The organism is Pseudomonas lalkuanensis, from assembly GCF_008807375.1.
Taxonomy (GTDB): Bacteria; Pseudomonadota; Gammaproteobacteria; order Pseudomonadales; family Pseudomonadaceae; genus Metapseudomonas; species Metapseudomonas lalkuanensis.
On record NZ_CP043311.1, the window covers coordinates 1,101,210 to 1,128,019 of the forward strand.

At 64.1% G+C, this 26,810-nt stretch carries 28 protein-coding genes; 23 read left to right on the top strand and 5 right to left on the bottom strand.

Going from position 1 to position 26,810, the window contains the following annotated elements:
• The first annotated feature begins 169 nt into the window (after positions 1-169).
• Complete coding sequence (locus tag FXN65_RS05270) at positions 170-751, top strand: glycine zipper 2TM domain-containing protein (RefSeq protein WP_151132038.1); 582 nt, start codon at positions 170-172, stop codon at positions 749-751.
• 63 nt (positions 752-814) lie between these two features.
• Here FXN65_RS05270 and suhB read toward each other — a convergent pair whose 3' ends face one another.
• Positions 815-1,630, bottom strand: coding sequence for a type III secretion system regulator SuhB (suhB, locus tag FXN65_RS05275; protein ID WP_151132039.1), 816 nt, complete (start codon positions 1,628-1,630; stop codon positions 815-817).
• Between the two features lie 152 nt (positions 1,631-1,782).
• On the opposite strand from suhB, the gene trmJ reads away from it, so the two are divergent.
• The 22 genes from trmJ (at position 1,783) to FXN65_RS05385 (ending at position 21,076) form a co-directional block, all read left to right on the top strand.
• Positions 1,783-2,553 carry a tRNA (cytosine(32)/uridine(32)-2'-O)-methyltransferase TrmJ gene (gene trmJ / locus FXN65_RS05280; protein WP_151132040.1) on the top strand — a complete coding sequence of 257 codons (771 nt, stop codon included), beginning with the start codon at positions 1,783-1,785 and terminating at the stop codon, positions 2,551-2,553.
• Entirely contained in the window at positions 2,553-3,329 is a 777-nt protein-coding gene (gene cysE, locus FXN65_RS05285; protein ID WP_151132041.1) for a serine O-acetyltransferase, read from the top strand. Before trmJ ends, cysE begins: the two co-directional genes overlap by 1 nt.
• 186 nt (positions 3,330-3,515) lie before the next feature.
• Positions 3,516-4,013: a Fe-S cluster assembly transcriptional regulator IscR gene (gene iscR, locus FXN65_RS05290; protein WP_016491067.1), complete on the top strand. Its 498-nt coding sequence runs from the start codon at positions 3,516-3,518 to the stop codon at positions 4,011-4,013.
• 49 nt (positions 4,014-4,062) lie between these two features.
• Positions 4,063-5,277, top strand: a complete 1,215-nt coding sequence (locus FXN65_RS05295) for an IscS subfamily cysteine desulfurase (RefSeq protein ID WP_151132042.1) — start codon at positions 4,063-4,065, stop codon at positions 5,275-5,277.
• Between the two features lie 30 nt (positions 5,278-5,307).
• Positions 5,308-5,694, top strand: coding sequence for a Fe-S cluster assembly scaffold IscU (gene iscU / locus FXN65_RS05300; RefSeq protein WP_151132043.1), 387 nt, complete (start codon positions 5,308-5,310; stop codon positions 5,692-5,694).
• Positions 5,695-5,720: 26 nt separating this feature from the next.
• A complete protein-coding gene (gene iscA / locus FXN65_RS05305; RefSeq protein WP_151132044.1) occupies positions 5,721-6,044 on the top strand; it encodes an iron-sulfur cluster assembly protein IscA in 324 nt (107 codons plus the stop codon).
• Positions 6,045-6,051: 7 nt separating this feature from the next.
• Positions 6,052-6,573 (top strand): co-chaperone HscB, encoded by a 522-nt coding sequence (gene hscB / locus FXN65_RS05310; RefSeq protein ID WP_151132045.1) that lies wholly within the window; start codon positions 6,052-6,054, stop codon positions 6,571-6,573.
• Between the two features lie 47 nt (positions 6,574-6,620).
• The gene (hscA, locus tag FXN65_RS05315; RefSeq protein WP_151132046.1) at positions 6,621-8,480 is read left to right on the top strand and encodes a Fe-S protein assembly chaperone HscA; all 1,860 of its coding nucleotides are present in this window, start codon (positions 6,621-6,623) and stop codon (positions 8,478-8,480) included.
• A 7-nt stretch (positions 8,481-8,487) separates the two neighbouring features.
• Positions 8,488-8,826, top strand: a complete 339-nt coding sequence (gene fdx / locus FXN65_RS05320; protein ID WP_151132047.1) for an ISC system 2Fe-2S type ferredoxin — start codon at positions 8,488-8,490, stop codon at positions 8,824-8,826.
• Positions 8,827-8,983: 157 nt separating this feature from the next.
• Positions 8,984-9,184, top strand: coding sequence for a Fe-S cluster assembly protein IscX (iscX, locus tag FXN65_RS05325; protein ID WP_151132048.1), 201 nt, complete (start codon positions 8,984-8,986; stop codon positions 9,182-9,184).
• A gap of 103 nt (positions 9,185-9,287) precedes the next feature.
• Positions 9,288-9,719 carry a nucleoside-diphosphate kinase gene (gene ndk / locus FXN65_RS05330; protein WP_151132049.1) on the top strand — a complete coding sequence of 144 codons (432 nt, stop codon included), beginning with the start codon at positions 9,288-9,290 and terminating at the stop codon, positions 9,717-9,719.
• Between the two features lie 24 nt (positions 9,720-9,743).
• Positions 9,744-10,892 (top strand): 23S rRNA (adenine(2503)-C(2))-methyltransferase RlmN, encoded by a 1,149-nt coding sequence (gene rlmN, locus FXN65_RS05335; RefSeq protein ID WP_151132050.1) that lies wholly within the window; start codon positions 9,744-9,746, stop codon positions 10,890-10,892.
• A 13-nt stretch (positions 10,893-10,905) separates the two neighbouring features.
• Positions 10,906-11,664 (top strand): type IV pilus biogenesis/stability protein PilW, encoded by a 759-nt coding sequence (pilW, locus tag FXN65_RS05340; RefSeq protein ID WP_151132051.1) that lies wholly within the window; start codon positions 10,906-10,908, stop codon positions 11,662-11,664.
• Positions 11,661-12,758 (top strand): RodZ domain-containing protein, encoded by a 1,098-nt coding sequence (locus FXN65_RS05345; RefSeq protein WP_151132052.1) that lies wholly within the window; start codon positions 11,661-11,663, stop codon positions 12,756-12,758. Before pilW ends, FXN65_RS05345 begins: the two co-directional genes overlap by 4 nt.
• 3 nt (positions 12,759-12,761) lie before the next feature.
• Positions 12,762-13,874 (top strand): flavodoxin-dependent (E)-4-hydroxy-3-methylbut-2-enyl-diphosphate synthase, encoded by a 1,113-nt coding sequence (ispG, locus tag FXN65_RS05350; RefSeq protein WP_120652801.1) that lies wholly within the window; start codon positions 12,762-12,764, stop codon positions 13,872-13,874.
• 14 nt (positions 13,875-13,888) lie between these two features.
• Positions 13,889-15,178, top strand: coding sequence for a histidine--tRNA ligase (gene hisS, locus FXN65_RS05355; protein ID WP_151132053.1), 1,290 nt, complete (start codon positions 13,889-13,891; stop codon positions 15,176-15,178).
• Between the two features lie 31 nt (positions 15,179-15,209).
• On the top strand, positions 15,210-15,848 hold the full coding sequence (locus FXN65_RS05360) for a YfgM family protein (protein WP_151132054.1): 639 nt from the start codon (positions 15,210-15,212) through the stop codon (positions 15,846-15,848).
• 4 nt (positions 15,849-15,852) lie between these two features.
• Positions 15,853-16,992: an outer membrane protein assembly factor BamB gene (gene bamB, locus FXN65_RS05365; RefSeq protein ID WP_151138667.1), complete on the top strand. Its 1,140-nt coding sequence runs from the start codon at positions 15,853-15,855 to the stop codon at positions 16,990-16,992.
• Positions 16,993-17,070: 78 nt separating this feature from the next.
• Positions 17,071-18,549, top strand: coding sequence for a ribosome biogenesis GTPase Der (der, locus tag FXN65_RS05370; protein ID WP_151132055.1), 1,479 nt, complete (start codon positions 17,071-17,073; stop codon positions 18,547-18,549).
• Between the two features lie 217 nt (positions 18,550-18,766).
• Positions 18,767-19,915, top strand: a complete 1,149-nt coding sequence (locus tag FXN65_RS05375) for a pyridoxal phosphate-dependent aminotransferase (RefSeq protein WP_151132056.1) — start codon at positions 18,767-18,769, stop codon at positions 19,913-19,915.
• Entirely contained in the window at positions 19,903-20,697 is a 795-nt protein-coding gene (locus FXN65_RS05380; RefSeq protein WP_151132057.1) for an amidohydrolase, read from the top strand. Before FXN65_RS05375 ends, FXN65_RS05380 begins: the two co-directional genes overlap by 13 nt.
• Positions 20,698-20,710: 13 nt before the next feature.
• Complete coding sequence (locus FXN65_RS05385) at positions 20,711-21,076, top strand: winged helix-turn-helix transcriptional regulator (RefSeq protein ID WP_151132058.1); 366 nt, start codon at positions 20,711-20,713, stop codon at positions 21,074-21,076.
• Between the two features lie 117 nt (positions 21,077-21,193).
• On the opposite strand, the gene leuA is transcribed toward FXN65_RS05385, so the two are convergent.
• From leuA to xseA, 4 genes are all read right to left on the bottom strand, one after another.
• Positions 21,194-22,864: a 2-isopropylmalate synthase gene (leuA, locus tag FXN65_RS05390; RefSeq protein WP_151132059.1), complete on the bottom strand. Its 1,671-nt coding sequence runs from the start codon at positions 22,862-22,864 to the stop codon at positions 21,194-21,196.
• A 355-nt stretch (positions 22,865-23,219) separates the two neighbouring features.
• Positions 23,220-24,443 carry a mechanosensitive ion channel family protein gene (locus FXN65_RS05395; protein ID WP_151132060.1) on the bottom strand — a complete coding sequence of 408 codons (1,224 nt, stop codon included), beginning with the start codon at positions 24,441-24,443 and terminating at the stop codon, positions 23,220-23,222.
• A gap of 108 nt (positions 24,444-24,551) precedes the next feature.
• A complete protein-coding gene (locus FXN65_RS05400) occupies positions 24,552-25,373 on the bottom strand; it encodes a peptidoglycan DD-metalloendopeptidase family protein (RefSeq protein WP_151132061.1) in 822 nt (273 codons plus the stop codon).
• A gap of 2 nt (positions 25,374-25,375) precedes the next feature.
• On the bottom strand, positions 25,376-26,755 hold the full coding sequence (gene xseA / locus FXN65_RS05405; protein ID WP_151132062.1) for an exodeoxyribonuclease VII large subunit: 1,380 nt from the start codon (positions 26,753-26,755) through the stop codon (positions 25,376-25,378).
• Positions 26,756-26,810: the final 55 nt, after the last annotated feature.

Here is a 26,810-nt window from a genome sequence, read left to right on the forward strand (position 1 = left end):
GCGCCATGTACGAGGCCCGGCAATGCCGGGCCTCGTCGTTTCTGGTGCATGAGACTGACGTCCCATTTGTCGGAATATTCCCATAGGTTTGGGAACTCGGGATTTTTTCGTCTATCCAAGGCAGGGAGTAGGGCATGCAAGCCCGCGATGGAAGAGTCAGGAGGTTCAAGTGAACAAGTCGATGCTCGTCGGTGCTGTTCTGGGTGCGGTTGGTGTAACTGCCGGCGGCGCCGTGGCTACCTACAGTCTGGTAGGTAATAACGGCCCGGAGTATGCGGAAGTGCTCGCTGTCCAGCCGATCAATGAAACCGTGAAGACCCCGCGCGAGGTCTGCAATGACGTGGCGGTGACCCGCCAGCGTCCGGTCAAGGATCAACATCAGATCGCCGGCACCGTGCTGGGTGCGGTGGCGGGTGGTCTGCTGGGTAACCAGGTTGGTGGTGGTTCCGGCAAGAAGATTGCCACCGTCGCAGGTGCCGTAGGCGGTGGATATGCCGGCAACAAGGTGCAGGAGCACATGCAGGAGAGCGACACCTACACCACCACTGAAACCCGCTGCAAGACGGTAACCGATACCAGCGAGAAGCTGGTGGGCTATGACGTGAAGTACCAGTTCGACGGCAAGGTCGGCCAGGTGCGCATGGATCATGATCCGGGCCGGCAGATCCCGGTCGGCAAGGATGGTCAGCTGATTCTTGGTCAGCAAGGCGCTGTCCAGCCTCAAGGTGGCGTTGCAGGCGTGCAGGAATAAGCAGCGTCCAGAAAACGAAAAACCCGGCCAAGGCCGGGTTTTTTGTGGTCGCGTGAAGCGCGATCAGCGCTTCAGCGACGGCGGCAGGTGCGGCTGGATGGCAGTCAGCACGGCCTTGAAGCACTTGGTGTTGCCCGCTACCACGTGGCCCTTCTCGAGGAAGTCATGACCACCGGTGAAGTCGCTCACCAGGCCGCCTGCTTCCTGTACCAGCAGCGCGCCGGCCGCCATGTCCCACTCGGACAGGCCGAATTCCCAGAAGGCGTCGAAACGGCCGGCCGCGACATAGGCCAGGTCCAGGCTGGCGGAGCCGGCGCGGCGGATGCCGGCGGTCTGGCCGACCAGGCTGCGGAACATGCCCAGATAGCTGTCGAGGTTGTCGAGCTGATTGTCGCGGAAGGGGAAGCCGGTGCCGAGCAGTGCGCCTTCCAGGCTCTTGCGCGGGCTGACGCGCAGGCGGCGGCCGTTGAGGGCGGCGCCACGGCCGCGGCTGGCGGTGAACTCTTCCTGGCGAACCGGATCCAGAACTACGGCGTGTTCCAGGCGACCCTTGTATTTGCAGGCGATGCTGACGGCGAAGTGCGGAACGCCACGGATGAAGTTGGTGGTGCCATCCAGTGGATCGATGATCCACAGGTAGTCGGCGCCTTCTCCCTTGCCTTCCAGCAGGCCGCCTTCCTCGCCGAGGATGCCGTGGTTCGGGTACGCCTTGCGCAGGGCCTGCACGATGGACAGCTCAGCGGCGCGATCGACCTCGGTGACGTAGTCCTTGGCGTCCTTCTCGTTGACGGAGATAACGTCCAGGCGCTCGATAGAGCGGAAAATCAGTTCACCGGCGCTGCGAGCGGCGCGCAGGGCGATATTCAGCATAGGCTGCATGGGGAGTTCACCTGGGTCGTTAAAGAAGAAAGCCGCACATGGTATCAGAAAAAGCTCGAGGCAGGCAGGGGAGGCTGCGTGATTCGTGGCGTTGCGTCGGGGCGTCCGGTAATATTCCGCTCCCTTAGAGCTTCCGCTGAGAGACTAGAGCGTTGCTGCAGAACATTCGCGTGGTGCTGGTCAATACCAGCCATCCCGGCAATATCGGTGGTGCCGCCCGCGCCATGAAGAACATGGGCCTGTCGAAGCTGGTGCTGGTGGATCCGGTGGACTTCCCCAGTCCTGAAGCGCGCGCCCGTGCTTCCGGCGCCGACGATATTCTTGACGCTGCCCAGGTGGTCGCCACCCTGGAAGAGGCGCTGGTGGGTTGCAGCCTGGTGGTTGGCACCAGTGCGCGTGATCGCCGCATTCCCTGGCCACTCCTCGATCCGCGCGAGTGCGGCAGGACTGCGGTGGAGCAGGCTCGTGCGGGGGAAGTCGCCCTGGTGTTCGGCCGCGAATATGCAGGCCTGACCAATGAAGAACTGCAGCGCTGCCAGTACCACGTGCATATCCCCTCCAATCCGGAATTCTCCTCGCTGAACCTGGCTGCTGCGGTCCAGGTGCTGGTGTATGAGGCGCGCATGGCCTGGCTGGAAGTGGAGGGGCTGCCGAGCAAGGTGGAGAAGGTGGAAACCACCGCCATGCTCAACGCCCAGCCGGTGACCGTCGATGAGCTGGAGCGTTACTACGAGCACCTGGAGAGCACTCTGGTGGAGATTGGCTTCCTCGACCCGGAGAAGCCCCGGCACCTGATGTCCCGGCTGCGTCGTCTCTATGGGCGAGCCAGCATCAGCAAGCTGGAAATGAACATCCTGCGCGGCATCCTCACCGAGACGCAGAAGGCCGTGCGGGGCGAAACAAGCAAGCGGAGTGACACGTGATGTTCGACAGCATTCGAGAAGACATTCAGAGCGTATTCCACCGTGATCCGGCTGCGCGCAATGCCTTCGAGGTGCTCACTTGTTACCCGGGCCTGCATGCCATCTGGTTGCATCGCGTGGCCCATGCTCTCTGGATCGCGGGCTGGAAGTGGCTCGCACGGCTGGTTTCCAACTTCAGTCGCTGGTTGACCGGCATCGAGATCCATCCGGGTGCGAAGATCGGTCGCCGCTTCTTCATCGACCACGGCATGGGCATCGTCATTGGCGAAACGGCCGAGATCGGCAATGACGTCACCCTCTACCAGGGCGTGACCCTGGGCGGCACCAGCTGGAACCAGGGCAAGCGCCATCCGACGCTGGAGGACGGTGTGGTGGTGGGGGCGGGCGCCAAGGTGCTCGGTCCCTTCATCGTCGGCGCCGGCGCCAAGATCGGCTCCAATGCCGTGGTGACCAAGGAGGTGCCGGCAGGCGCTACCGCAGTGGGTATTCCGGGGCGGATCATCGTCAAGGCCGATCCCGAGCAGGAGGCCAAGCGCCAGGCCATCGCCGAGCGTTTCGGCTTCGATGCCTACGGTCTGGGGCAGGACATGCCGGACCCGGTGGCGCGTGCGATCGGTCAGTTGCTGGATCATGTGCAGGCGGTGGACGAGCGCCTGGACGGCATGTGCAAAGCGCTCACTGCGCTCGGCAGCGATTACTGCGCCAAGGCCCTCCCGGAGCTGCGCGACGAGGACTTCGCCGGGGTCAAGGATGACGAGCGCAAGCCGGTTGCCTGAGGCCCGTCGATCCGACCCTGGTCCGGAGGGTGGGGGCGGATTATTAGGATGCTAACGGGATGTGCCTCTGCTATCATGCTCGCCCCTGCAAGATGTAATCCCGACTGTTTTAATCAGGCTTATAGTTGACTTAAATAGTCGGGAATTGCATACTCGCTGCATTCCAGCGATCCCGTGGTACCCACCATGCGACTGACCACCAAAGGCCGATACGCCGTCACCGCCATGCTCGACTTGGCGCTACATGCGCAGCACGGGCCGGTGTCTCTGGCAGATATTTCCGAGCGGCAGGGCATTTCCCTGTCTTACCTCGAGCAGCTTTTCGCCAAGCTCCGCCGTGGCAATCTGGTCAGCAGCGTGCGCGGCCCGGGCGGTGGCTACCAGCTTTCCCGTGACATGCATGGCATTCACGTCGCCCAGGTTATCGATGCGGTCAACGAGTCGGTGGATGCCACCCGTTGCCAGGGCCTCGGCGATTGCCATTCCGGCGATACCTGCCTCACTCACCACCTCTGGTGCGATCTGAGCCTGCAGATCCACGAATTCCTCAGCGGCATCAGTCTGGCCGATCTGGTCAACCGTCGCGAGGTCCAGGAGGTCGCTCAGCGGCAGGATCAACGCCGCTGTGGAAGCAATGGCAGGATGCCGCACCTCGATAAGATTGAAGCGTCTGCCATCGATTGAGCAGGGCGCCGGCCCGTGATTGGCCTCGATACCTGATAGGAGAGCCCCGATGAAATTGCCGATCTACCTCGACTACTCCGCCACTACGCCGGTGGACCCGCGCGTCGCTCAGAAGATGAGCGAGTGCCTGCTGGTGGACGGCAACTTCGGCAACCCGGCCTCGCGTTCCCACGTGTTCGGCTGGAAAGCTGAAGAGGCAGTGGAGAATGCCCGTCGTCAGGTGGCAGAGCTGGTCAATGCCGACCCGCGCGAAATCGTCTGGACCTCCGGTGCGACTGAATCCGACAACCTGGCCATCAAGGGCGTCGCGCATTTCTACAGTGGCAAGGGCAAGCACATCATCACCTCGAAGATCGAGCACAAGGCGGTGCTGGACACCACCCGCCAGCTTGAGCGCGAAGGCTTCGAAGTGACCTACCTGGAGCCGGGCGAAGATGGCCTGATCACTCCGGCAATGGTTGAAGCGGCCCTGCGTGACGACACCATCCTGGTGTCGGTCATGCACGTGAACAACGAGATCGGCACCATCAACGATATCGCCGCCATCGGCGAGCTGACCCGTGCCCGCGGCATCCTGTTCCACGTCGACGCAGCCCAGTCCACCGGCAAGGTGGAAATCGACCTGGAGAAACTGAAGGTCGACCTGATGTCCTTCTCCGCCCACAAGACCTATGGTCCGAAAGGCATCGGCGCCCTGTACGTTCGCCGCAAGCCCCGCGTACGTCTGGAAGCCCAGACGCACGGTGGCGGCCACGAGCGTGGCATGCGTTCCGGTACCCTGGCGACCCACCAGATTGTCGGCATGGGCGAAGCCTTCCACATCGCCAAGCAGGAAATGGCCAGCGAGAACAAGCGCATCAAGGCTCTGGCCGATCGCTTCTGGGCCCAGATCGAAGACATGGAAGAGCTCTACCTGAACGGCAGCGCTACTTCCCGCGTACCGCACAACCTGAACGTCAGCTTCAACTATGTCGAAGGTGAGTCGCTGATCATGGCGCTCAAGGACCTCGCGGTCTCCTCCGGTTCCGCCTGCACCTCGGCTTCCCTTGAGCCGTCCTACGTGCTGCGTGCCCTGGGTCGCAACGACGAGCTGGCGCACAGCTCCATCCGCTTCACCTTCGGCCGTTTCTCCACCGAGGAAGAAGTGGATTACGCCGCTGCCAAGGTGCGCGAAGCGGTAGTCAAACTACGTGAACTGTCCCCGCTGTGGGATATGTATAAAGAGGGCGTCGACCTTTCCCAGGTCGAATGGCAGGCGCACTGACGCCACCCTGATGAGTGAGGAATAGTTACCATGGCATACAGCGACAAGGTCATCGACCACTACGAAAACCCGCGTAACGTGGGCAAGCTCGACGCCCAGGACCCGAATGTGGGTACTGGCATGGTCGGCGCCCCGGCCTGCGGCGACGTGATGCGCCTGCAGATCAAGGTCAACGAGCAGGGCGTTATCGAAGACGCCAAGTTCAAGACCTACGGCTGCGGCTCCGCCATCGCCTCCAGCTCCCTTGCCACCGAGTGGATGAAGGGCAAGACCCTGGATGAGGCGGCTGCCATCAAGAACACCACCATCGCCGAAGAACTGGCCCTGCCGCCGGTGAAGATCCACTGCTCGGTGCTGGCCGAGGACGCCATCAAGGCGGCCGTCCACGACTACAAGCAGAAGAAGGGTCTGCTCTAAGCGCTCGAAACGAGTAAGGAGTTGCAATGGCCATCAGCATGACTGAATCCGCCGCCCGTCACGTGCAGCGTTCCATCGAGGGGCGTGGCAAGGGTGAAGGTATCCGTCTGGGGGTGCGTACGACTGGCTGCTCCGGTCTCGCCTACGTGCTGGAGTTCGTCGATGAGGTGACCGGGGAAGACCTGGTCTTCGAGAGTCACGGCGTCAAGGTGATCATCGATCCCAAGAGCCTGACCTACCTCGATGGCACCGAGCTGGACTTCGTTCGCGAAGGGCTCAACGAAGGTTTCAAGTTCAATAACCCGAACGTGCGCGGCGAATGCGGCTGCGGCGAGAGCTTCAACGTCTGAGGCGTGTGTGGGAACTCCCTGTCATTTTGCGCTGTTTGACCTGAAGCCGGGTTATCGACTGGATCTCGACCAGCTTGCGACGCGTTATCGCGAGCTGGCGCGTACCGTCCATCCCGACCGATTCGCTGATGCTTCCGAGCGCGAGCAGCGCCTGGCGCTGGAGCGTGCGGCGCAGCTCAACGACGCCTACCAGACGCTGAAGAGCGCACCACGGCGAGCCTTGTACCTGCTGGCACTGAAGGGGCGCGAGTTGCCGCTCGAAGTCACGGTGCAGGACCCGAAGTTCCTCCTGCAGCAGATGCAGTGGCGTGAAGAGCTGGAAGAACTGCACGACAGCGCCGACCTGGATGGTGTCGCTGTCTTCAAGCGCCGGCTCAAGGCTGCGCAGGCCGAGCTCGACGTCGAGTTCGGCGAGTGCTGGGATGACGTCGAGCGCCGCGAAGATGCCGAGCGTCTGGTGCGCCGCATGCAGTTCCTCGACAAGCTGACCCAAGAAGTGCGCCAACTGGAAGAGCGCCTCGACGATTAACCCGCGATGCCGTCATGGTTGCCGGTACGCCTGATAAATAGACAAGCATGGCCCTACTGCAGATCGCCGAACCCGGGATGAGCCCTCAACCGCACCAGCGCCGTCTGGCGGTGGGTATCGACCTGGGTACCACCAATTCGCTGGTCGCCGCTGTGCGCAGCGGTGTCGCCGAGCCCCTGCCGGATGCCGATGGCCAGGTCATCCTGCCGTCCGCGGTCCGCTATCATTCCGATCGCATTGAAGTCGGCCGCACTGCCAAGCAGGCCGCTTCCAGCGATCCGCTGAACACCATCATCTCGGTCAAGCGCTTCATGGGGCGTGGCCTGGAAGACGTCAAGCAACTGGGCGAGCAACTGCCTTACCGTTTCGTCGGTGGCGAATCGCACATGCCCTTCATCGAGACTGTCCAGGGTGCCAAGAGCCCGGTGGAAGTCTCGGCTGACATTCTCAAGACCCTGCGCCAGCGCGCCGAAAACACCCTGGGTGGCGAACTGGTCGGCGCGGTGATCACTGTGCCGGCGTACTTCGATGAAGCCCAGCGTCAGGCCACCAAGGACGCAGCCCGCCTTGCCGGCCTTAACGTGCTGCGCCTGCTCAACGAACCGACCGCCGCCGCAGTGGCATACGGCCTGGACAAGCAGGCCGAAGGCGTGGTCGCGATCTACGACCTGGGTGGCGGCACCTTCGATATTTCCATCCTGCGATTGACCCGCGGTGTCTTCGAGGTCATGGCCACCGGTGGCGACAGTGCCCTGGGTGGTGATGATTTCGACCACGCCATCGCTGGCTGGATGGTGCAGCAGGCCGGCCTGTCCGCCGATCTGGATCCGGGGGCTCAGCGCAGCCTGCTGCGCGTTGCCTGCGATGCCAAGGAGGCCCTGACCGATACCGATAGCGTCGAACTGGTCTATGGCGACTGGCGCGGCGTGCTGACCCGTGAACAATTCGATGCGCTGATCGAGCCTATGGTGGCGCGTAGCCTCAAGGCCTGCCGCCGCGCTGTGCGTGACTCCGGCATCGAGCTGGAAGAAGTCGAAGCCGTGGTCATGGTAGGTGGTTCCACTCGTGTGCCGCGCGTGCGTGAAGCAGTCGCGGAAATGTTCGGTCGTCAGCCTCTCACCGATATCGATCCCGATCAGGTGGTGGCCATCGGTGCTGCCGTACAGGCCGATATCCTCGCCGGCAACAAGCGTGGCGAAGAGCTGCTGCTTCTGGATGTGATTCCTCTGTCGCTCGGCCTGGAAACCATGGGCGGGCTGATGGAGAAGGTGATCCCGCGCAACACCACGATTCCCGTGGCGCGCGCCCAGGACTTCACCACCTACAAAGATGGCCAGACGGCCATGATGATTCATGTGCTCCAGGGTGAGCGCGAGCTGATCAAGGATTGCCGCTCCCTGGCACGCTTCGAACTGCGCGGTATCCCGCCCATGGTGGCAGGGGCGGCGAAGATTCGCGTGACCTTCCAGGTGGACGCGGACGGCCTGCTGGGCGTAACCGCCCGCGAGCTTGCCTGCGGCGTCGAGGCTAGCATCCAGGTCAAGCCGTCCTATGGCCTGACCGATGGCGAAATCTCGCGCATGCTGCAGGATTCCTTCCAGTACGCCGGCGAAGACAAGAACGCTCGTGCCTTGCGCGAGCAGCAGGTCGAGGCCGAACGCTTGCTCGAGGCGGTCCAGGCCGCTCTGGAAGCCGATGGCGAGCGTCTGCTGGATGAAACCGAGCGCGGGGCGATCCTGGATAGCATGCAAACCCTTCGCGAGTTGGCGATCGGCAGTGATGTCGTCGCCATCGAAGCCCAGATCAAGCGCCTGTCCCAGGTGACCGATGCCTTTGCCGCGCGTCGTATGGATGCCGCCGTCAAGGCCGCCCTGTCCGGCCGCCGACTCAACGAAATCGAGGATTGACCCAGAAATGCCGCAGATCATCATCCTGCCCCACGCCGAGCATTGCCCCGAGGGTGCTGTGATCGAAGCGAAGCCGGGCGAAAGCATCCTGGATGCCGCCCTGCGCAGCGGCATCGACATCGAGCACGCCTGCGAGAAGTCCTGCGCCTGCACCACCTGCCACGTGGTGGTGCGCGAGGGCTTCAATTCCCTGGAGGCCTCCGACGAGCTGGAGGACGACATGCTCGACAAGGCCTGGGGTCTGGAGCCTACTTCCCGTCTGTCCTGCCAGGCCTTGGTGGCGGATGAGGATCTGGTGGTGGAAATTCCGAAATACACTATCAATCAGGTGTCGGAAGGCCACTGAAGCGCGGTTCGAAGCCGGCCGCATGTCGGTCGCGTCAGAGGCTCGCCCGCAAGTGCGAACTCTGCTGAACGCCGCTCGCTGGAATCTGTAAACTGCGCGTCCTCGCCTGCTTGCCCTGTCTGGCTCGCGAGTCTCGAAACCGCCTTTGGAGCGCCATATGAGCCTTAAATGGACCGACGTACTGGAAATTGCCATCCAGCTCGCTGAAGCCAAGCCGGATGTCGACCCGCGCTACGTGAACTTCGTCGATCTGCACAACTGGATCGTGGCCCTGCCGGAGTTCTCCGACGATCCCAAGCGCGGTGGCGAGAAGGTTCTGGAAGCCGTCCAGGCTGCCTGGATCGAAGAAGCCGACTGATCGGCTTCTGCCCCTGGGCTGCGGCCCTACGCATTTCCCCCTAACCCGCGTATAATTCGCGGGTTTAATTTTTCGCTTTAATCCTTGTTTCTGGAGTTTTTCCATGGCTGTCGAACGTACTCTCTCCATCATCAAGCCGGACGCCGTTGCCAAGAACGTTGTGGGCGAGATCATCACCCGCTTCGAAAAGGCCGGTCTGCGCGTCGTTGCCGCCAAGATGGTCCAGCTGTCCGAGCGTGAAGCCGGCGGTTTCTACGCCGAGCACAAAGAGCGCGGCTTCTTCAAGGACCTGGTTGCTTTCATGACCTCCGGCCCGGTTGTTGTTCAGGTACTGGAAGGCGAGAACGCCATCGCCAAGAACCGTGAGCTGATGGGCGCTACCGATCCGAAGAAAGCCGACGCCGGCACCATCCGCGCCGACTACGCCGTTTCGATCGACGAAAACGCCGTACACGGTTCGGATTCCGAGGCTTCCGCTGCTCGCGAAATCTCCTACTTCTTCGCCGCCACCGAGGTGTGCGCTCGCATCCGCTAATCGCGAATGGGAGAGGGTGAAGCCATGACTGAATCGACCGGTAAAGTGAACCTGCTGGGCCTGACCCAGCCGCAACTGGAAAGCTTCTTCGAGTCCATCGGGGAGAAACGCTTCCGCGCCGGCCAGGTGATGAAGTGGATTCACCACTTCGGCGTCGATGATTTCGACGCCATGAGCAATATCGGCAAGGCCTTGCGCGACAAGCTCAAGGCCTCTGCCGAGATTCGCGGCCCGGAAGTGGTCAGCCAGGACATCTCCAGCGATGGCACCCGCAAATGGGTGGTCCGCGTGGCCTCCGGCAGCTGCGTCGAAACCGTGTACATCCCGCAAGGCGGCCGTGGCACCTTGTGTGTCTCGTCCCAGGCCGGTTGCGCCCTGGATTGCAGCTTCTGCTCCACGGGCAAGCAAGGTTTCAACAGCGACCTCACCGCCGCCGAAGTGATCGGCCAGGTGTGGATCGCCAACAAGTCCTTCGGGACCATCCCCGCGAAGATCGACCGTGCCATCACCAACGTGGTGATGATGGGCATGGGCGAGCCGCTGCTGAATTTCGACAACGTCGTCGCCGCCATGAACATCATGATGGACGACCTCGGTTACGGCATTTCCAAGCGCAAGGTGACCCTGTCCACCTCTGGCGTGGCGCCGATGATCGACAAGCTGGGCGAGGTGATCGACGTTTCCCTCGCGCTGTCGCTGCACGCGCCGAACGACCCGCTGCGCAACCAGCTGGTGCCGATCAACAAGAAGTACCCCCTCGAAGTGGTGCTCGATGCCTGCCGCCGCTATATCTCCCGTCTCGGTGAGAAGCGCGTGCTGACCGTCGAGTATACCCTGCTCAAGGACGTCAACGACCAGCCCGAACACGCTACCCAGATGATCGAGCTGCTCAAGGACTTCCCCTGCAAGATCAACCTGATTCCGTTCAATCCCTTCCCGCACTCGGGTTACGAGCGGCCGAGCAATAATGCGATCCGCCGCTTCCAGGACCTGTTGCACAAGGCCGGGCACAATGTCACCGTCCGCACCACCCGCGGCGACGACATCGATGCAGCCTGTGGCCAGCTGGTCGGCCAGGTCATGGACCGTACCCGCCGCAGCGAGCGCTACATCGCCGTGCGCCAGCTGAATGCCGAAGCGGAGGCGTCCAGCAACGCCGCGAACCGGAACTAGAGAAGGACACCCCATGACCCTGCGCGCTGCGCTGCTCCTCGTTTCCACCGCATTGCTCGCGGCCTGCGTGTCGACCGGTCAGGTCGATCCGATGAAGACCGACAAGGGCCGTGATGCAGCGCGTGATGCCTACATCGAACTGGGTATCGGCTATCTGAAGCAAGGGGCCACCGAGCGAGCCAAGGTTCCACTGAAGAAGGCCCTTGAGCTGGACTCTTCCAACGCCGACGCCAATGCGGCCCTCGCCCTGGTGTTCCAGACCGAGATGGAGCCGGAGCTAGCCGACCAGCACTATCGCAAGGCCCTGTCCTCCCGTAACGATGCGCGCATCCTCAACAACTACGGCAGCTTCCTCTACGAGCAAGGCCGTTACAAGGATGCCTACGACCGCTTCCAGCAAGCCGCGGACGACAACCTCTATCCCGAGCGCTCGCGCGTGTTCGAGAACCTCGGCCTGACCGCGCTGAAGATGAACAATCCGGCGCTGGCCAAGCAGCACTTCGAAAAATCCCTGCGCCTGAATCGCCAACAGCCCAAGGCGCTGCTGGAGATGGCCCAGCTGTCCTTCGACGAGAAGCAGTACGTGCCTGCTCGCGACTACTACCAGCGCTATTCCCGGATTGCCGATCAGACCGCCCAAAGCCTGTTGCTCGGGTCGCGTCTGGCAACCATATTCGAAGACCGCGACCAGGCCGCCAGCCTCGGTCTGCAACTCAAGCGACTCTATCCCGGCACGCCGGAATATCAGCAATACCTGTCGGAGCAAAGATGAAAGCGTCGCATCCCGAAGCTGTAGCGGCGACCCGTGCCAACCCGGGCGAAACCCTGCGTCAGGCCCGTGAGAGCAAGGATTGGTCCCTGGGCGAGGTCGCTCGCCACCTGAACCTGACCGAGCAGGCACTGCGCCAGCTCGAGGCGGGTGATTTCGAGCAGTTGCCCGGGCACACCTTCGCTCGCGGCTACGTGCGCGCCTATGCCAAGCTGCTGGGCATGGACCAGGCTGTCCTGGTCGCCGAGTTCGACCATTACACCGGCACCGATGCCAAGGGCAGCAACGTGCACAGCCTGGGTCGCATCGAAGAGCCGGTGCGCCTGTCCCAGAGCGTGTTGCGTATCGTCAGCTTCATCATCCTGGTGGCACTTGGCGCCGTCGGCTTCTTCTGGTGGCAGGAGCATTCCAGCCGCAACAACGAAGAATCGGCCAGCGTGAACATGGAACATGTGGAAGTGGAAAGTGCCGACGGCACCACCCAGATCCACCCGCTCGACGAGCCGGAAGACCAGGCCGTGGCCGAGGCTCAGGAAAGCGAAGTGCCGTCCCCGGCCGAAGTTTCCCCGGAAACGGCTGCCCAACCCGAACAGCAGGCCGCCGCCAGCGATACCCCTGTCGCGCCGGCTGGCGAAACCGCGCCTGCCGCTGCAGCCCCGGCCGCGCCGAACCCGGCACCGGCAATCGCCGCTCCCACCGCGCCGGCTGCACAACCGGCCGCTCCGATTGCGCCGGTCGCTACTGCACCTGCAGCTCCCGCGACCGCCCAGCCGGTAGCTCCGATAGCTCCGGCCGCGCCCGCTGCCGCCCCGGCGCCCGCCACCGAAGCACCGGCCCCCGTGGTTGCCCAGCAGGGCCATGGCGTGGTGCGTATCCAGTTCACCGCCAATTGCTGGACCCAGGTCACCGATGCCGACGGCAAGGTACTGGTCAGCGCCCTCAAGCGCACCGGCGACAGCGTCGAGCTGGCCGGCAAGGCGCCGCTGGAAGTTCGCCTGGGCTTCGCCCGCGGCGCGCAAGTCAGCTACAACGGCCAGTCGGTCGACGTATCGCCTTTTGTCCGCGGCGAGACCGCTCGCCTGAAGTTGGGGCAATAAGCCATGCATTGCGAATCCCCGATCAAACGCCGCGTTTCGCGGAAAATCTGGGTCGGCTCCGTACCGGTGGGCGGTGATGCGCCCATCGCCGTACAGAGCATGACCAACACCGACACCTGCGACGTCGCCGCCACCGTGGGCCAGATCCAGCGCCTGGTGGATGCCGGCGTCGATATCGTTCGCATCTCCGTGCCGGACATGGACGCTGCCGAGGCCTTCGGCCGCATCAAGCAGCAGGTCCAGGTACCGCTGGTGGCGGACATCCACTTCGACTACAAGATCGCCCTGCGCGTCGCCGAACTGGGCGTCGACTGCCTGCGCATCAACCCGGGCAACATTGGCCGCGAAGACCGCGTCAGGGCCGTGGTCGATGCCGCCCGCGACAAGGGCATCCCGATCCGCATCGGCGTCAACGCCGGTTCCCTGGAAAAGGACCTGCAGAAGAAGTACGGCGAGCCGACACCGCAGGCCCTGGTGGAATCCGCCCTGCGCCATGTCGAGCACCTCGACAAGCTGGATTTCCAGGACTTCAAGGTCAGTGTCAAGGCCTCTGACGTGTTCATGGCCGTCGAAGCCTATCGCCTGCTGGCCAAGCAGATCGTGCAGCCGCTGCACCTGGGCATCACCGAAGCGGGCGGCCTGCGCTCCGGCACCGTGAAGTCCGCGGTGGGGCTGGGCATGCTGCTGGCCGAGGGCATCGGCGACACCATCCGCATCTCGCTGGCGGCGGACCCGGTGGAAGAGGTCAAGGTCGGCTTCGACATCCTCAAGTCCCTGCACCTGCGCTCCCGTGGCATCAACTTCATCGCCTGCCCGAGCTGCTCGCGGCAGAACTTCGATGTGGTCAAGACCATGAACGAGCTGGAAGGGCGCCTCGAAGACCTGCTGGTACCGATGGACGTGGCCGTGATCGGCTGCGTGGTCAACGGTCCGGGCGAAGCCAAGGAGGCCCATATCGGCCTGACCGGCGGCACGCCGAACAACCTGGTCTACATCGACGGCAAGCCGGCGCAGAAGCTGAACAACGACAACCTGGTGGACGAGCTGGAACGGCTCATCCGCGAAAAGGCGGCTGCAAAGGCCGAAGCTGACGCGGCACTGATCGCCCGTAGCTGAAACAAGGAACCCACGTGAGCAAGACCTTGCAAGCCATTCGTGGCATGAACGACATCCTGCCGGAGCAGACGCCCGCCTGGCGTTACCTGGAAAATACCGTCGCTGACCTGCTGGATAGTTACGGTTACAAGGAAATCCGCCTGCCGATCCTCGAGTTCACCGAGCTGTTCGCCCGTGGTATCGGCGAAGGCACCGACGTGGTCGACAAGGAGATGTACACCTTCCTCGATCGCAACGAAGAGTCGCTGACCATGCGCCCGGAAGGCACTGCGGGCTGCGTGCGCGCTGTGCTCGAGCATGGTCTCACTGGCGGCGGCCAGGTGCAGAAACTGTGGTATGCCGGCCCCATGTTCCGCTACGAGAAGCCGCAGAAGGGTCGCTACCGCCAGTTCCACCAGATGGGCGTGGAAGTTTTCAACCTGCCCGGCCCGGACATCGACGCTGAGCTGATCGTGCTCACCTGGCGCCTGTGGAAGAAGCTAGGCCTGGCCGACGCCGTGACCCTGCAGCTGAACAGCCTGGGTTCCAGCGAGGCTCGCGCTCGCTATCGCGATGCACTGGTGGCTTACCTGAAGGATCGCTACGACCTGCTGGACGAAGACAGCCAGCGTCGCCTGACCACCAATCCGCTGCGCATTCTCGACAGCAAGGATGGTGGCACCCAGGCCGTGCTGGTAGATGCGCCGACCCTCCACGACTACCTGGACGAAGAGTCCCTGGCTCACTTCGAAGGCCTCAAGGCGCGTCTGGATGCTGTGGGTATCCGCTACGAAATCAACCAGAAGCTGGTGCGCGGCCTGGACTACTACAGCCGCACCGTCTTCGAGTGGGTGACCGACAAGCTCGGCTCCCAGGGCACCGTCTGTGCCGGTGGCCGCTACGATGGCCTGGTCACCCAGTTCGGCGGCAAGCCGACTCCGGGCGTGGGCTACGCCATGGGTGTCGAGCGTCTGGTGCTGCTGCTGGAAACCCTCGGCCTGGTGCCGGATGAGCTGAACAGCCCGGCCGACGTCTATATCTGCGCCTTCGGCGAAGCCGCAGAACTGGCTGCCCTAGGCCTTTCCGAGCAGCTGCGCGATGCGGTTCCCGGCCTGCGCCTGCTGGTCAATGCCGGCGCTGGCAGCTTCAAGAGCCAGTTCAAGAAGGCCGACAAGAGCGGTGCCCAGTATGCGTTGATCCTGGGGGACGACGAACTGGCCAAGCGCGTGGTAGGTTGCAAGCCGCTTCGCGACGACAGCGAACAACAAGACATTGCCTGGGATGCTCTGGCCGAGCATCTCGCAGCCTGCCTGAAGCGGGCTTGAGCATCCAAAGATCAGGAGTACGGGGTTAAGCATGCAGACTGAAGAAGAACAGATTGCGCAGTTCAGGGACTGGTGGCAGCGCAACGGCAAACCCATGCTCACTGGCGGCGCACTGGCGCTGGCGGTGGTCTTCGGTTGGCAGGCCTGGCAGAAGTACGAAACCAATCAGGCCCAGGGCGCCTCGGCCGTTTACCAGCAACTGCTGGAAACCGCGCTGAACCCCAGCGGCACTCCGGATTCGGCCAAGGTCGCCGAACTGGCCGGCAAGCTGAAGAGTGACTTCGGCGGCACCCACTACGCCCAGTACGGCAGCCTGTTCGTGGCCAAGGTCGCGGTCGAGGCGGGCAAGCTGGACGACGCCGCTGCCGAACTCAAGGCCGTGCTCGACAAGCCGGCCGACGCGACCCTCGGCGAACTTGCCCGCCAGCGCCTGGCCCGTGTCCTGGCCGCCCAGGGCAAGGCCGAAGATGCTCTCAAGCTGCTGGAAGGCGACGCCGACAAGGCCTTCGCCGCCAGCCGCGAAGAACTCAAGGGCGACCTGCTGGTGCAGCTGGGTCGTGCCGATGACGCGCATGCCGCCTACCTGAAAGCCAAGGCCGCACTGCCCGAAGACGCCGCCGTGGGTGGCCTGCAGATGAAGCTCGACGACCTGGCAAAAGGGGACGCGTGACGTGATGCGTTGGAAGAATGCCGCAGTGCTGGCCCTGGCCGTTCTGGCCGTGGGCTGCAGCAGCAACAGCAAGAAGGAACTGCCGCCGGCCGAACTGCCCGATATCACCGAAGAGGTGAGTCTGGACAAGGGCTGGAGCCGCTCCATTGGCGATGGCCAGGGCGAGACCTACAACCTGCTGGTGCCCGCCGTCGACGGCGACACCATCTACGCCTCGGACGTCAACGGCGAGGTCATGGCGCTCAACCGCTTCAATGGCGACGTGATCTGGAAGCAGGACCTGGAACTCCCGGTATCCGGCGCCGTGGGCGTTGGCTACGGCCTGGTGATGGTCGGCACCCTGAAGGGCGAGATCGTCGCGCTGGACGCCACCAACGGCGAAGAGAAGTGGCGTGCCCGCGTCAACGGCGAAGTGCTGGCCCCGGCGGCCAACAACGGTGACGTGGTGGTCGTGCAGACCCAGAACGACACCCTGTTCGGTTTCGATGCCGTTACCGGCAACCAGCTCTGGATCTACGAGAACACCCCGGCCGTGCTGACCCTGCGCGGTACCGGCGCGCCCATCGTGACCAACAACCTGGCCGTGGCCGGCCTGTCCACCGGCAAGGTGCTCGCGCTGGATATCAAACGCGGCATTCCGGTCTGGGAACAACGCGTGGCCGTGCCCCAGGGCCGCTCCGAGCTGGATCGCGTTGTAGACATCGACGGCGGCCTGCTGCTGTCCGGCGGTACCCTATACGTGGCCACCTACCAGGGCCGCGTTGCTGCCCTGGATCTGGAAAGCGGCCGTGTGCTCTGGCAGCGCGAAGCCTCCAGCTACGCTGGCGTCGCCCAGGGCTTCGGCAACGTGTACGTGAGCCTGGCCAATGGCACCGTGGAAGGCGTGGATGAGCGTTCCGCCTCCGCCCTGTGGAGCAACGACGCGCTGGCCCGCCGCCAGCTGTCCGCTCCGGAAGTCTTCTCCAGCTACGTGGCTGTGGGTGACTTCGAAGGTTACCTGCACCTGCTGAGCCAGGTGGACGGTCACTTCGTCGGTCGCGTGAAGATCGATGGCGACGGCCTGCGTGCCCGTCCGCTGGTGGTCGGTGAGTGGATGTATGCCTATGGCAACGGCGGCAAGCTGGTTGGCCTGACCATCCGCTAAGCTGAAGCCTGATGTCGGGCCGCTGCCGTCAAACGGCAGCGGCCTTTGTGTTTTCTGAAATAACGAGTGGAGAGCCTCATGGTTCCCGTAATTGCCCTGGTGGGTCGGCCCAACGTCGGCAAGTCCACCCTGTTCAACCGCCTGACCAAGACCCGCAACGCGATTGTCGCGGAGTACGCAGGTCTGACCCGTGACCGCCAGTACGGCGAGGCGAAGTGGCAGGGTCGCACCTATATCGTCATCGACACCGGGGGTATTTCCGGCGATGAGGAAGGCATCGACGCAAAGATGGCCGAGCAGTCGCTGCAGGCCATTGAAGAGGCAGATGCAGTGCTCTTCATGGTCGACTCCCGCGCCGGCATGACCGCGTCCGACCAGATGATCGCCGAGCACCTGCGCAAGCGGAACAAGCGCAGCTTCCTGGTGGCCAACAAGGTCGACACCGTTGACCCGGACCTCGCCCGCGCCGAGTTCAGCCCCCTGGGACTGGGCGATGCCTTGCCGATCGCCGCCGCTCACGGCCGTGGCATCAGCCAGATGCTGCAGGTCGCGCTGGGCGAGTTCCCGCGCGACGATGGTGCCGACGAAGAGGAAGCGGCCAGCGCCGAGGAAGTCGCTGAAGGCGAAGAAGCCAAGCGCATTCCCGGCCCGAGCGAGAAGGACGGTATCAAGATCGCCATCATCGGCCGCCCCAACGTCGGCAAGTCCACCCTGGTCAACCGCATGCTCGGTGAAGAGCGGGTGATCGTGTACGACCAGGCCGGCACCACGCGCGACAGCATCTACATCCCCTTCGAGCGCAACGAAGAGAAGTACACCCTGATCGACACCGCGGGCGTGCGCCGCCGCGGCAAGATCTTCGAGGCTGTGGAAAAGTTCTCGGTGGTAAAGACCCTGCAGGCCATCCAGGACGCCAACGTGGTGATCTTCGTGATGGACGCCCGCGAGGGCGTGGTCGAGCACGACCTCAACCTGCTGGGCTTCGTGCTGGAAACCGGCCGCGCGCTGGTCATTGCCCTGAACAAATGGGACGGCATGGAGCCGAGTGAGCGCGACTACGTGAAGACCGAGCTGGAGCGCCGGCTGTTCTTCGTCGATTTCGCCGATATCCACTTCATCTCCGCGCTGCACGGCACCGGCGTCGGCCACCTGTACAAGTCGGTGCAGGAGTCGTTCCGCTCCGCCATCACCCGCTGGCCCACCAGCCGCCTGACGCAGATCCTCGAGGACGCGGTCCAGGAGCACCAACCGCCGCTGGTCAACGGTCGCCGCATCAAGCTGCGCTACGCCCACCTGGGGGGGGCCAACCCGCCGCTGATCGTAATCCACGGCAACCAGGTGGAATCGGTGCCCAAGTCCTACTCGCGCTACCTGGAGAACACCTACAGGCGCGTGCTCAAGCTGGTCGGTACGCCGATCCGCATCGAGTACAAGGGGGGCGAGAACCCTTACGAGGGCAAGAAGAACACCCTGACCGAGCGTCAGGTGAACAAGAAGCGCCGCCTCATGTCGCACCACAAGAAGGCCGAGAAGAAGCGCCGCGACAAGAAGCGCTGATACCGGCTGGAAGAAGAGGGCGCCCATGGGCGCCTTTTTCATTTCCAGAGCCTCACTTTCGGGGGAGTGCGTCTTTCGTAGGAGCGAGCTCTGCCCGCGAATCGGGCAGGCACAATGTTTCGCGAGCAGAGCTCGCTCTTGCCGGCATTCCGGTAGTCGCGAAACCACTCAGGCCTTAAGCTATGAGCCACTTCCCAGTCGCCAGCAGCCTGAAGAAATGATCGCCAGCAAGTTGCCGAACGTCGGCACCACCATCTTCACCCGCATGTCCCAGCTCGCCGCTGAAGCCGGCGCCATCAACCTGTCCCAGGGCTTCCCGGATTTCTCCGCGCCTGCTGCCCTGTGCGACGCGGTCGGCCAGCACATTGCCGCCGGACATAACCAATACGCCCCTATGACCGGCCTGCCCGCGCTGCGCGAACAGGTGGCGGCCAAGGTGGCCACTTTCTACGGTCGAGCGGTCAGCGCCGATGCCGAAGTGACCATCACTCCCGGTGCTACCGAAGCCATTTTCTGCGCCATCCAGGCCGTGGTCCGCGCCGGCGACGAGGTGATCGTCCTCGATCCCTGCTACGACAGCTATGAGCCATCCGTGGAGCTGGCCGGCGGCCGCTGCGTGCATGTGCCGCTGGCACTGCCCGGCTTCTCCATCGACTGGCAACGCATGACGGATGCCCTCAGCCCGCGCACCCGCATGATCATCCTCAACAGCCCGCACAACCCCAGCGGCGCGCTGATTTCCCGCGCTGAGCTGGACCAGCTGGCCGAGCTGATCCGTGGCCGCGATATCTACCTGGTCTCGGACGAGGTATACGAGCACCTGGTGTTCGACGGTGTCAGCCACGTCAGCGTGCTCGCCCATGACGAGCTCTACGCCCGCGCCTTCGTGGTCAGTTCCTTCGGCAAGACCTATCACGTCACTGGTTGGAAAACCGGCTACGTAGTCGCCCCGCCGGCGCTTTCTGCCGAGCTGCGCAAGGTCCACCAGTACGTGAACTTCTGCGGCGTCACTCCCCTGCAGTGGGCGCTGGCCGACTTCATGGCGGCGCATCCGGAGCACCTGGCCGAGCTGCCCGCCTTCTACCAGGCCAAGCGCGACCTGTTCTGCGACCTGCTGGCCGGCTCGCGCTTCGGCTTCACCCGTGCCGCCGGCACTTACTTCCAGCTGGTGGACTACAGCGCCATCCGCGACGACCTGGACGACGTGGCCATGTCCGAGTGGCTGACCCGCGAGCATGGCGTCGCCGCGATCCCGGTCTCGGTGTTCTACCAGCAGGCACCCAAGGACCTGCGCCTGGTGCGCTTCTGCTTCGCCAAACGTGAGGAGACGCTGCGTGAGGCGGCGGAAAAGCTATGCGCGATCTGACCACCTTGCCCGACCTCAAGCTGGCCCTGGTGCAGACCACCCTGGCCTGGCATGACTGCGCCGCCAACCACGCGCACTTCGAAGCGCTGCTGGAGCAGGCGAGGGGGGCGGACCTGGTCGTCCTGCCGGAGATGTTCACCACCGGCTTCTCCATGGATTCGTCGGAGCTCGCCGAACCGGAGCAAGGCCCGACCCATGCCTGGCTGCGCGAGCAAGCCAGTCGCCTCGATGCCGTGATCACCGGCAGCGTCATCATTCAGGCCGCCGATGGCAGTCATCGCAACCGCCTTCTCTGGGCGCGTCCGGACGGTGAAGTCCTGCATTACGACAAGCGCCACCTGTTCCGCATGGCCGGCGAGCACAAGCACTACACGCCGGGCGAGACCCAGGCGCTGTTCGAACTCAAGGGCTGGCGGGTGCGTCCGCTGATCTGCTACGACCTGCGCTTCCCGGTGTGGAGCCGCGATCCGCACGACACCGACCTGCTCCTCTACACGGCCAACTGGCCAGCGGCCCGCCGTCATCACTGGAACCGCCTCTTGCCGGCGCGCGCCATCGAGAACCTCTGTTATGTGGCGGCGGTGAACCGCGTCGGTACCGATGGCAAGGGCCATGGTTACAGCGGCGATAGCCAAGTGCTGGATTTCCAGGGCGAACACCTGCTGGATGCCGGCGATGGCGACGGGGTGTTCTTCGCCAGCCTGTCCGCTTCGCAACTGGCGGCCTACCGCGAGCGCTTCCCGGCGATGCGCGACGCGGACGCCTTCGACCTGCACCTTTGAGTTCGGGGGCGCCATGAGCGAGCACAAGCCGATACCTGCTGGGGGCAACCTGCTGGTGGCGGGGGAAAAAGTCTACAACACGCCGGTGGAAGTCACCCTGGCGGTGATTGGTGGCAAGTGGAAGTCGCTGCTGGTCTACCACCTGATACCCGAGTCGCGGCGCTTCTCCGAGCTCAAGCGGCTGGTGCCGGGCATCACCGAGAAGATGCTGACCCAGCAGCTGCGCGAGCTGGAGCGCGACGGCATCGTTTCGCGCACCGTATACGCCGAGGTGCCGCCGCGGGTCGAATACCGTCTGACCGAACATGGCTTGAGCCTGAAGCCGGTGCTGGATTCCATGTGTGCCTGGGGCAAGTGCCATTGGCAGCAGCAGGGCTAGCCGCTTCCATTCTGGCCACTGTGGGAGCGAATTCATTCGCGAATGAGTTCGCTCCCACAATCTTTCCACAAAAGAAAACCCCGCCGGATGGCGGGGTTTTTCATTGCAGCATCAGCCTCAGGCCGCTTCGGCCTCGGCCTGGCTCAGGGCACGGTTGAGGGCGCTGAACAGGGCACGGAAGCTGGCGGTGGTGATGTTCTCGTCGATGCCGATACCGTGCAGGGCACGGCCGCCGTTGACGCGCAGTTCGATGTAGGCCGCGGCCTTGGCGTTGGTGCCGGCGCCGATAGCGTGCTCGGAGTAGTCCATGATCTCCACCTTCACCGGCAGGCTGGCCACCAGGGCTTCCAGCGGGCCCTTGCCCATGCCGCGCAGGTGCTGGTTCTCGCCCTTGACCTGGACTTCGATATCCACGGCGCTGGTGCCGTTCTCTTCCTGCAGGCGATGGCCCTTCAGGGTGAACGGAGTGCTGGCCTGCAGGTACTCGGCGTCCAGCAGCTTGTAGATCTGCTCGGCAGTCATTTCCAGGCCCAGGCGATCGGTTTCCTTCTGCACCACCTGGCTGAATTCGATCTGCATGCGGCGCGGCAGGCTGATGCCGTATTCCTGTTCCAGCAGGAAGGTGATGCCACCCTTGCCGGACTGGCTGTTCACACGGATCACCGCTTCGTAGCTGCGGCCGATGTCAGCCGGGTCGATCGGCAGGTAGGGCACTTCCCAGACGGCGTCGTCCTTCTGCTGGGCGAAGCCCTTGCGGATGGCGTCCTGGTGGGAGCCGGAGAAGGCGGTGTGCACCAGGTCGCCCACGTAGGGGTGACGCGGGTGGACCGGCAGCTGGTTGCATTCCTCGACTACCTTGCGCACGGCATCGATGTCGGAGAAGTCCAGCTGCGGGTGCAGGCCCTGGGTGTACATGTTCAGCGCGAGGGTCACCAGGTCGACGTTGCCGGTACGCTCACCGTTGCCGAACAGGCAGCCTTCCACACGGTCGGCGCCGGCCATCAGGCCCAGTTCGGTGGCGGCCACACCGGTGCCACGGTCGTTGTGGGTGTGCAGGCTGATGATCACCGAGTCACGGCGGCTGACGTGACGGCCGAACCATTCGATCTGGTCGGCGTACACGTTCGGCGTGGCGCATTCCACGGTGGCCGGCAGGTTGAGGATGACTTTCTTCTCGGGCGTCGGCTGCCAGACGTCGATCACCGCATCGCAGACTTCTACTGCGAACTCCAGCTCGGTAGAGCTGAAGATTTCCGGCGAGTACTGGAATGTCCAGTCAGTACCCGGCTGCTCGGCGGCCAGCTTCCTGATCAGTTTGGCGGCGTTGGTGGCGATCTCGATCACACCGGCCTTGTCCTGGTTGAAGACGATACGGCGGAAGGACGGCGCGGTGGCGTTGTAGACGTGGACGATGGCCTTCTTCGCGCCCTTCAGCGACTCGAAGGTACGGGTGATCAGGTCTTCGCGGGCCTGGGTCAGCACCTGGATGGTCACGTCATCCGGAATGTGGCCGCCTTCGATCAGCTCGCGGACGAAGTTGAAATCGGTGTCCGAAGCGGACGGGAAGGCCACCTCGATTTCCTTCAGGCCCACCTGCACCAGGGTCTTGAAGAAACGCATCTTCTTCTGCGCATCCATCGGCTCGATCAGTGACTGGTTGCCGTCGCGCAGGTCGGAGCTGCACCAGATCGGTACTTCGGTGATGGTCTTCGACGGCCAGGTACGGTCCGGCAGGTTGATGGCCGGGAACGGACGGTACTTGTTGGACGGGTCTTTCAGCATGCTCATGGGGCAAATCCTTTTTACTGCGGGCCGTGTGATGGTCGGCCAGGCATTGGAAATCGGCGGGTGCGGCGGAGGTGGGATTCAGCCACGCAGTCGGGGGCTGACCAGTCGCAGGCAGGCGTGTTGACGCAGAAGGATGAGAGTGTGTGCGGTTTTCATAGGGGCTAACCCTATTCATCGTGAGTGAATATGGCAAGCATCGCGGAAAAAATGGTGAAAAAGAGCGCAAGAATCTGCAAGGAGGGAATTTATTGCGTGAAAGGGGCGGGTTTCTGGGAATGATTGCGCGGCTTCTTTGGCGCGAGGCAGCCAGCCGGCGAAAGGCCCATTGCCGGGCAATCCGCGGGCAGTGCCCGGGTCATTGTGCTGGAGGCAGGCGCAGTGCGCGCATGTCCGCTCCGCTGGGGTGCTGGAAGACCCGCAGGCCGAACTCCGGAAGTATCGCCAGCAAGTGGTCGAAGATGTCGGACTGGATGGCCTCGTAGCGGGCCCAGGCAGTGGTGTTGGTGAAGCAATACAGCTCCATGGGCAGGCCGTTGGCGGTGGGGGCCATCTGCCGCACGAGCAGGGTCATGTCCTTGCGGATGTCCTGGCTCTCCCGCAGGTAGTTCTCCACGTAGGCGCGGAAGGTGCCGAGGTTGGTCAGCTGGCGACGGTTGACCGGCAGGCGCTCCTGTTCGTCCAGCTGGCTGTTCCAGGACAGCAGCTCGCTCTGCTTGACGGTGAGGTAGCTGTCCAGCAGGCGGAAATCGTGCAGTCGCTCGATGTCGTCCTGGTTGAGGAAGCGCACGCTGTTCTGGTCCAGGTACAGGCAGCGCTTGATCCGCCGGCCCCCGGATTCCTGCATGCCGCGCCAGTTCTTGAACGAGTCGGTGATGAAGCGCTTGGTGGGAATGGTGGTGATGGTCTTGTCCCAGTTCTGCACTTTCACCGTGTGCAGGGCGATATCGATGACGTCGCCATCGGCGTTGAGTTGCGGCATTTCCACCCAGTCGCCGACGCGGATGATGTCGCTGGAGGTGATCTGCACGCTGGCCACCAGGGACAGCAGGGTGTCCTGGAAAATCAACAGCAGCACGGCGGCCATGGCGCCCAGGCCGGAGAGCAGGATCAGCGGCGAGCGGTCGATCAGGCTGGCGATGATGAGGACGGTGGCGATGGCGAAGATGGCGATCTTCAGCACCTGGATATAGCCCTTGATGGGCCGCAGGTGGGCGTCCTTGCGCCGCAGGTACAGGCTGTTGACGATGTTCAGTGCGGCGCTCAGGGCCAGGGCGATGGTGAGGATGATGAAGGCGGCGCAGACGTTGGTGATGATCTCCACCAGCGCATTCGGCAGGTTCGGCACCACCCGCACCCCGCCGGTCAGCACCAGGGCGGGTACCACGTTGGCCAGGCGCTTGATCAGTCCGTGGTCCTGGACGTGTACGCCGGTGAGGCGGAACAGGCCGCGGATGAGGATGCGCTGGACGACCCAGTTGGAAATCCACGCGAGGAGGATGAGGACCGCGGTGGTGACGATGGTGTGCAGCTCTTGATGCTGCCGCAGCCAGGCGAGCCAGGGGGTGACATCGTTCTGCATGGGCGTTCCCTTGGAGAGTCTGGTGAGCGGGGCGGGCCCCGGAAAGCGCCGGACCTTAGCAAATCCACCAGGCCCGCCCCAGGCCTGGGGTGTAAGCGTAGATGTCGATCAGGGTTTGTAGGCGCCGATGAAGATGGCCGGGTCCACGCGCACATCGTTGAGGCTGACGTTCCAGTGCATGTGCGGGCCGGTGGCGCGTCCGGTGGCTCCGACGCGGCCCACCACGCCACCGCGCGGCACTTGCTGGCCGAGCTTCACCTCTACCTTCGACATGTGACAGAACATGCTGATCAGGCCCTGGCCGTGGTCCACGAACACTGTCCTGCCGTTGAAGAAGTAGTCGCCGATGAGGATCACCGTGCCTGCCGCCGGGGCCTTGATCGGCGTGCCGGCGCCCACGGCGAAGTCCAGGCCGGAATGCGGGTTGCGCTCCTCGCCATTGAAGAAGCGACGCAGGCCGAAGGGGCTGGAAAGCGGGCCGTTCACCGGCTTGTCGAACAGCAGGTTGCTCGGCGTTCCGGGGCTGAAGCGGCGGTAGGCGGTGGTCTGCTCGGCCAGTTCGCGGTCGATGCGCTTGAGGTCTTCCGGCAGCGGATTTACCTGGCGCTGGTTGGCCAGCTTGATGTGCTGCTCGCGATAGGTGCGCGGGCCGACGCTGAAGGCCAGCTTGCGCCCATCGCTCACTTCGATCCGTTGCTGGCCCAACTGGGTGCCCAGCGGAATGCCGACGATGGCGATCCAGTCGCGGCCGTCTTCCTTGACCACCAGCACAGGCTTGCCCTGGTAGCGCGCGGTGGGCGCCTGGGCGGCGCTGCCGAGTTGGATCACCGCCACGCCCCCCGGTACCGGCTTGTTCAGCAGGCGGGTGATGAAGCCTTCGGCGTGGACGGGTAGGGCGAGGCAGAGGAGCAGGGCGGCGAGCAGGCGCATGGTCAGTCCAGCAGGGAGAGGTTCACGGGGGTGAGGTGGTTGTCTTCGACACGTACGTCCAGCTCCCCCTCGGCGAGGCGGGCCTTCAGACGCTGGCCGGGGCGCGTCTGGCTGGCGGCGCGGATGGCCTGGCCGCGTTCGTCCAGCAGGATGCTGTAGCCGCGGCCGAGCGTAGCCAGCGGACTGACCACGTGCAGGGTCTGGGCCAGGGCGTCGAGCTTCTGCCGACGGTCCTTGATGGCTTCACGAGCGGCGCGGGGCAGGCGCTCGGCCAGGCTGTCCAGCCGCTGTCGCAACAGCGCCAGGCTGCGTCCCGGATGTTGTGCGGCGAGGCGCGTATCGAGGCGCGCCAGGCGTTCGTGGCGAACTTGCAGCTGGCGCTCGAAAGCGCGGCGCAGGCGCATGTCCAGGTCGTCCAGGCGCTGCGCCTGCTGGCGCAGTCGCTCGCCGGGGTGGCGCAGGCGCCGGAACAGTCCGTCCAGGCGCAGGCGCTCTCGGGTCAGGTGTTCGCGCATGCGCAGGACCAGGCGCCGATGCAGGCTGTCCAGGCGCTGCTGCAGTTCACTGGCATCCGGGGCCAGCAGTTCGGCGGCGGCGGAGGGGGTCGGGGCGCGCACGTCAGCGACGAAATCGCTGATGGATACGTCCGTCTCGTGGCCGACGGCGCTGACGATGGGCGTCTTGCAGGCGGCCACCGCGCGGGCCACGGCCTCCTCGTTGAAGCACCAGAGGTCCTCCAGCGAGCCGCCACCCCGGGCCAGGATCAACGCATCGAAGCCCTGGGCATCGGCCAGCGCCAGGGCGCGGACGATCTGGGCGGTGGCCTCGCGGCCCTGCACCGCGGTGGGGATCAGGGTCAGCTGCACCTGGGGGGCACGGCGGCGGAATACGCTGATGATGTCGCGGATCACCGCGCCGGTGGGCGAACTGACAATGCCAATGCGCTGCGGGTGGGCGGGCAGGGGTTGCTTGCGCTCGGTGGCGAACAGCCCCTCGGCGGCCAGCTTTTCCTTCAGTGCTTCGAAGGCCAGGCGCAGGGCGCCGTCGCCGGCCGGTTCGACGGCGTCGGCGATCAGCTGGTAGTCGCCACGGCCTTCGAACAACGAGACCTTGCCGCGCACCCGCACGGCGAGGCCGTCGCGCAGGGCCTGGCGCACGCGCTGGGCATTCTGTCGGAACAGCGCGCAGCGGACCTGGGCCTGGGCATCCTTGAGGGTGAAATAGAGATGGCCGGAAGCGGGGCGGGCGAGGTTGGATATCTCGCCTTCCACCCAGACCTGCGGGAACACGTCCTCCAGTAGATGGCGGGCGCGCTGGTTGAGCTGGCTGACGGTCAGCACCTCGCGGTCGAGGCCGAGCCGTTGGAAGGGGTCTTTGAGCATGGGTGGAAATGATAATGGCTTTGCCGCCATGCGCCATAGTTGACGGGTAAAGGGC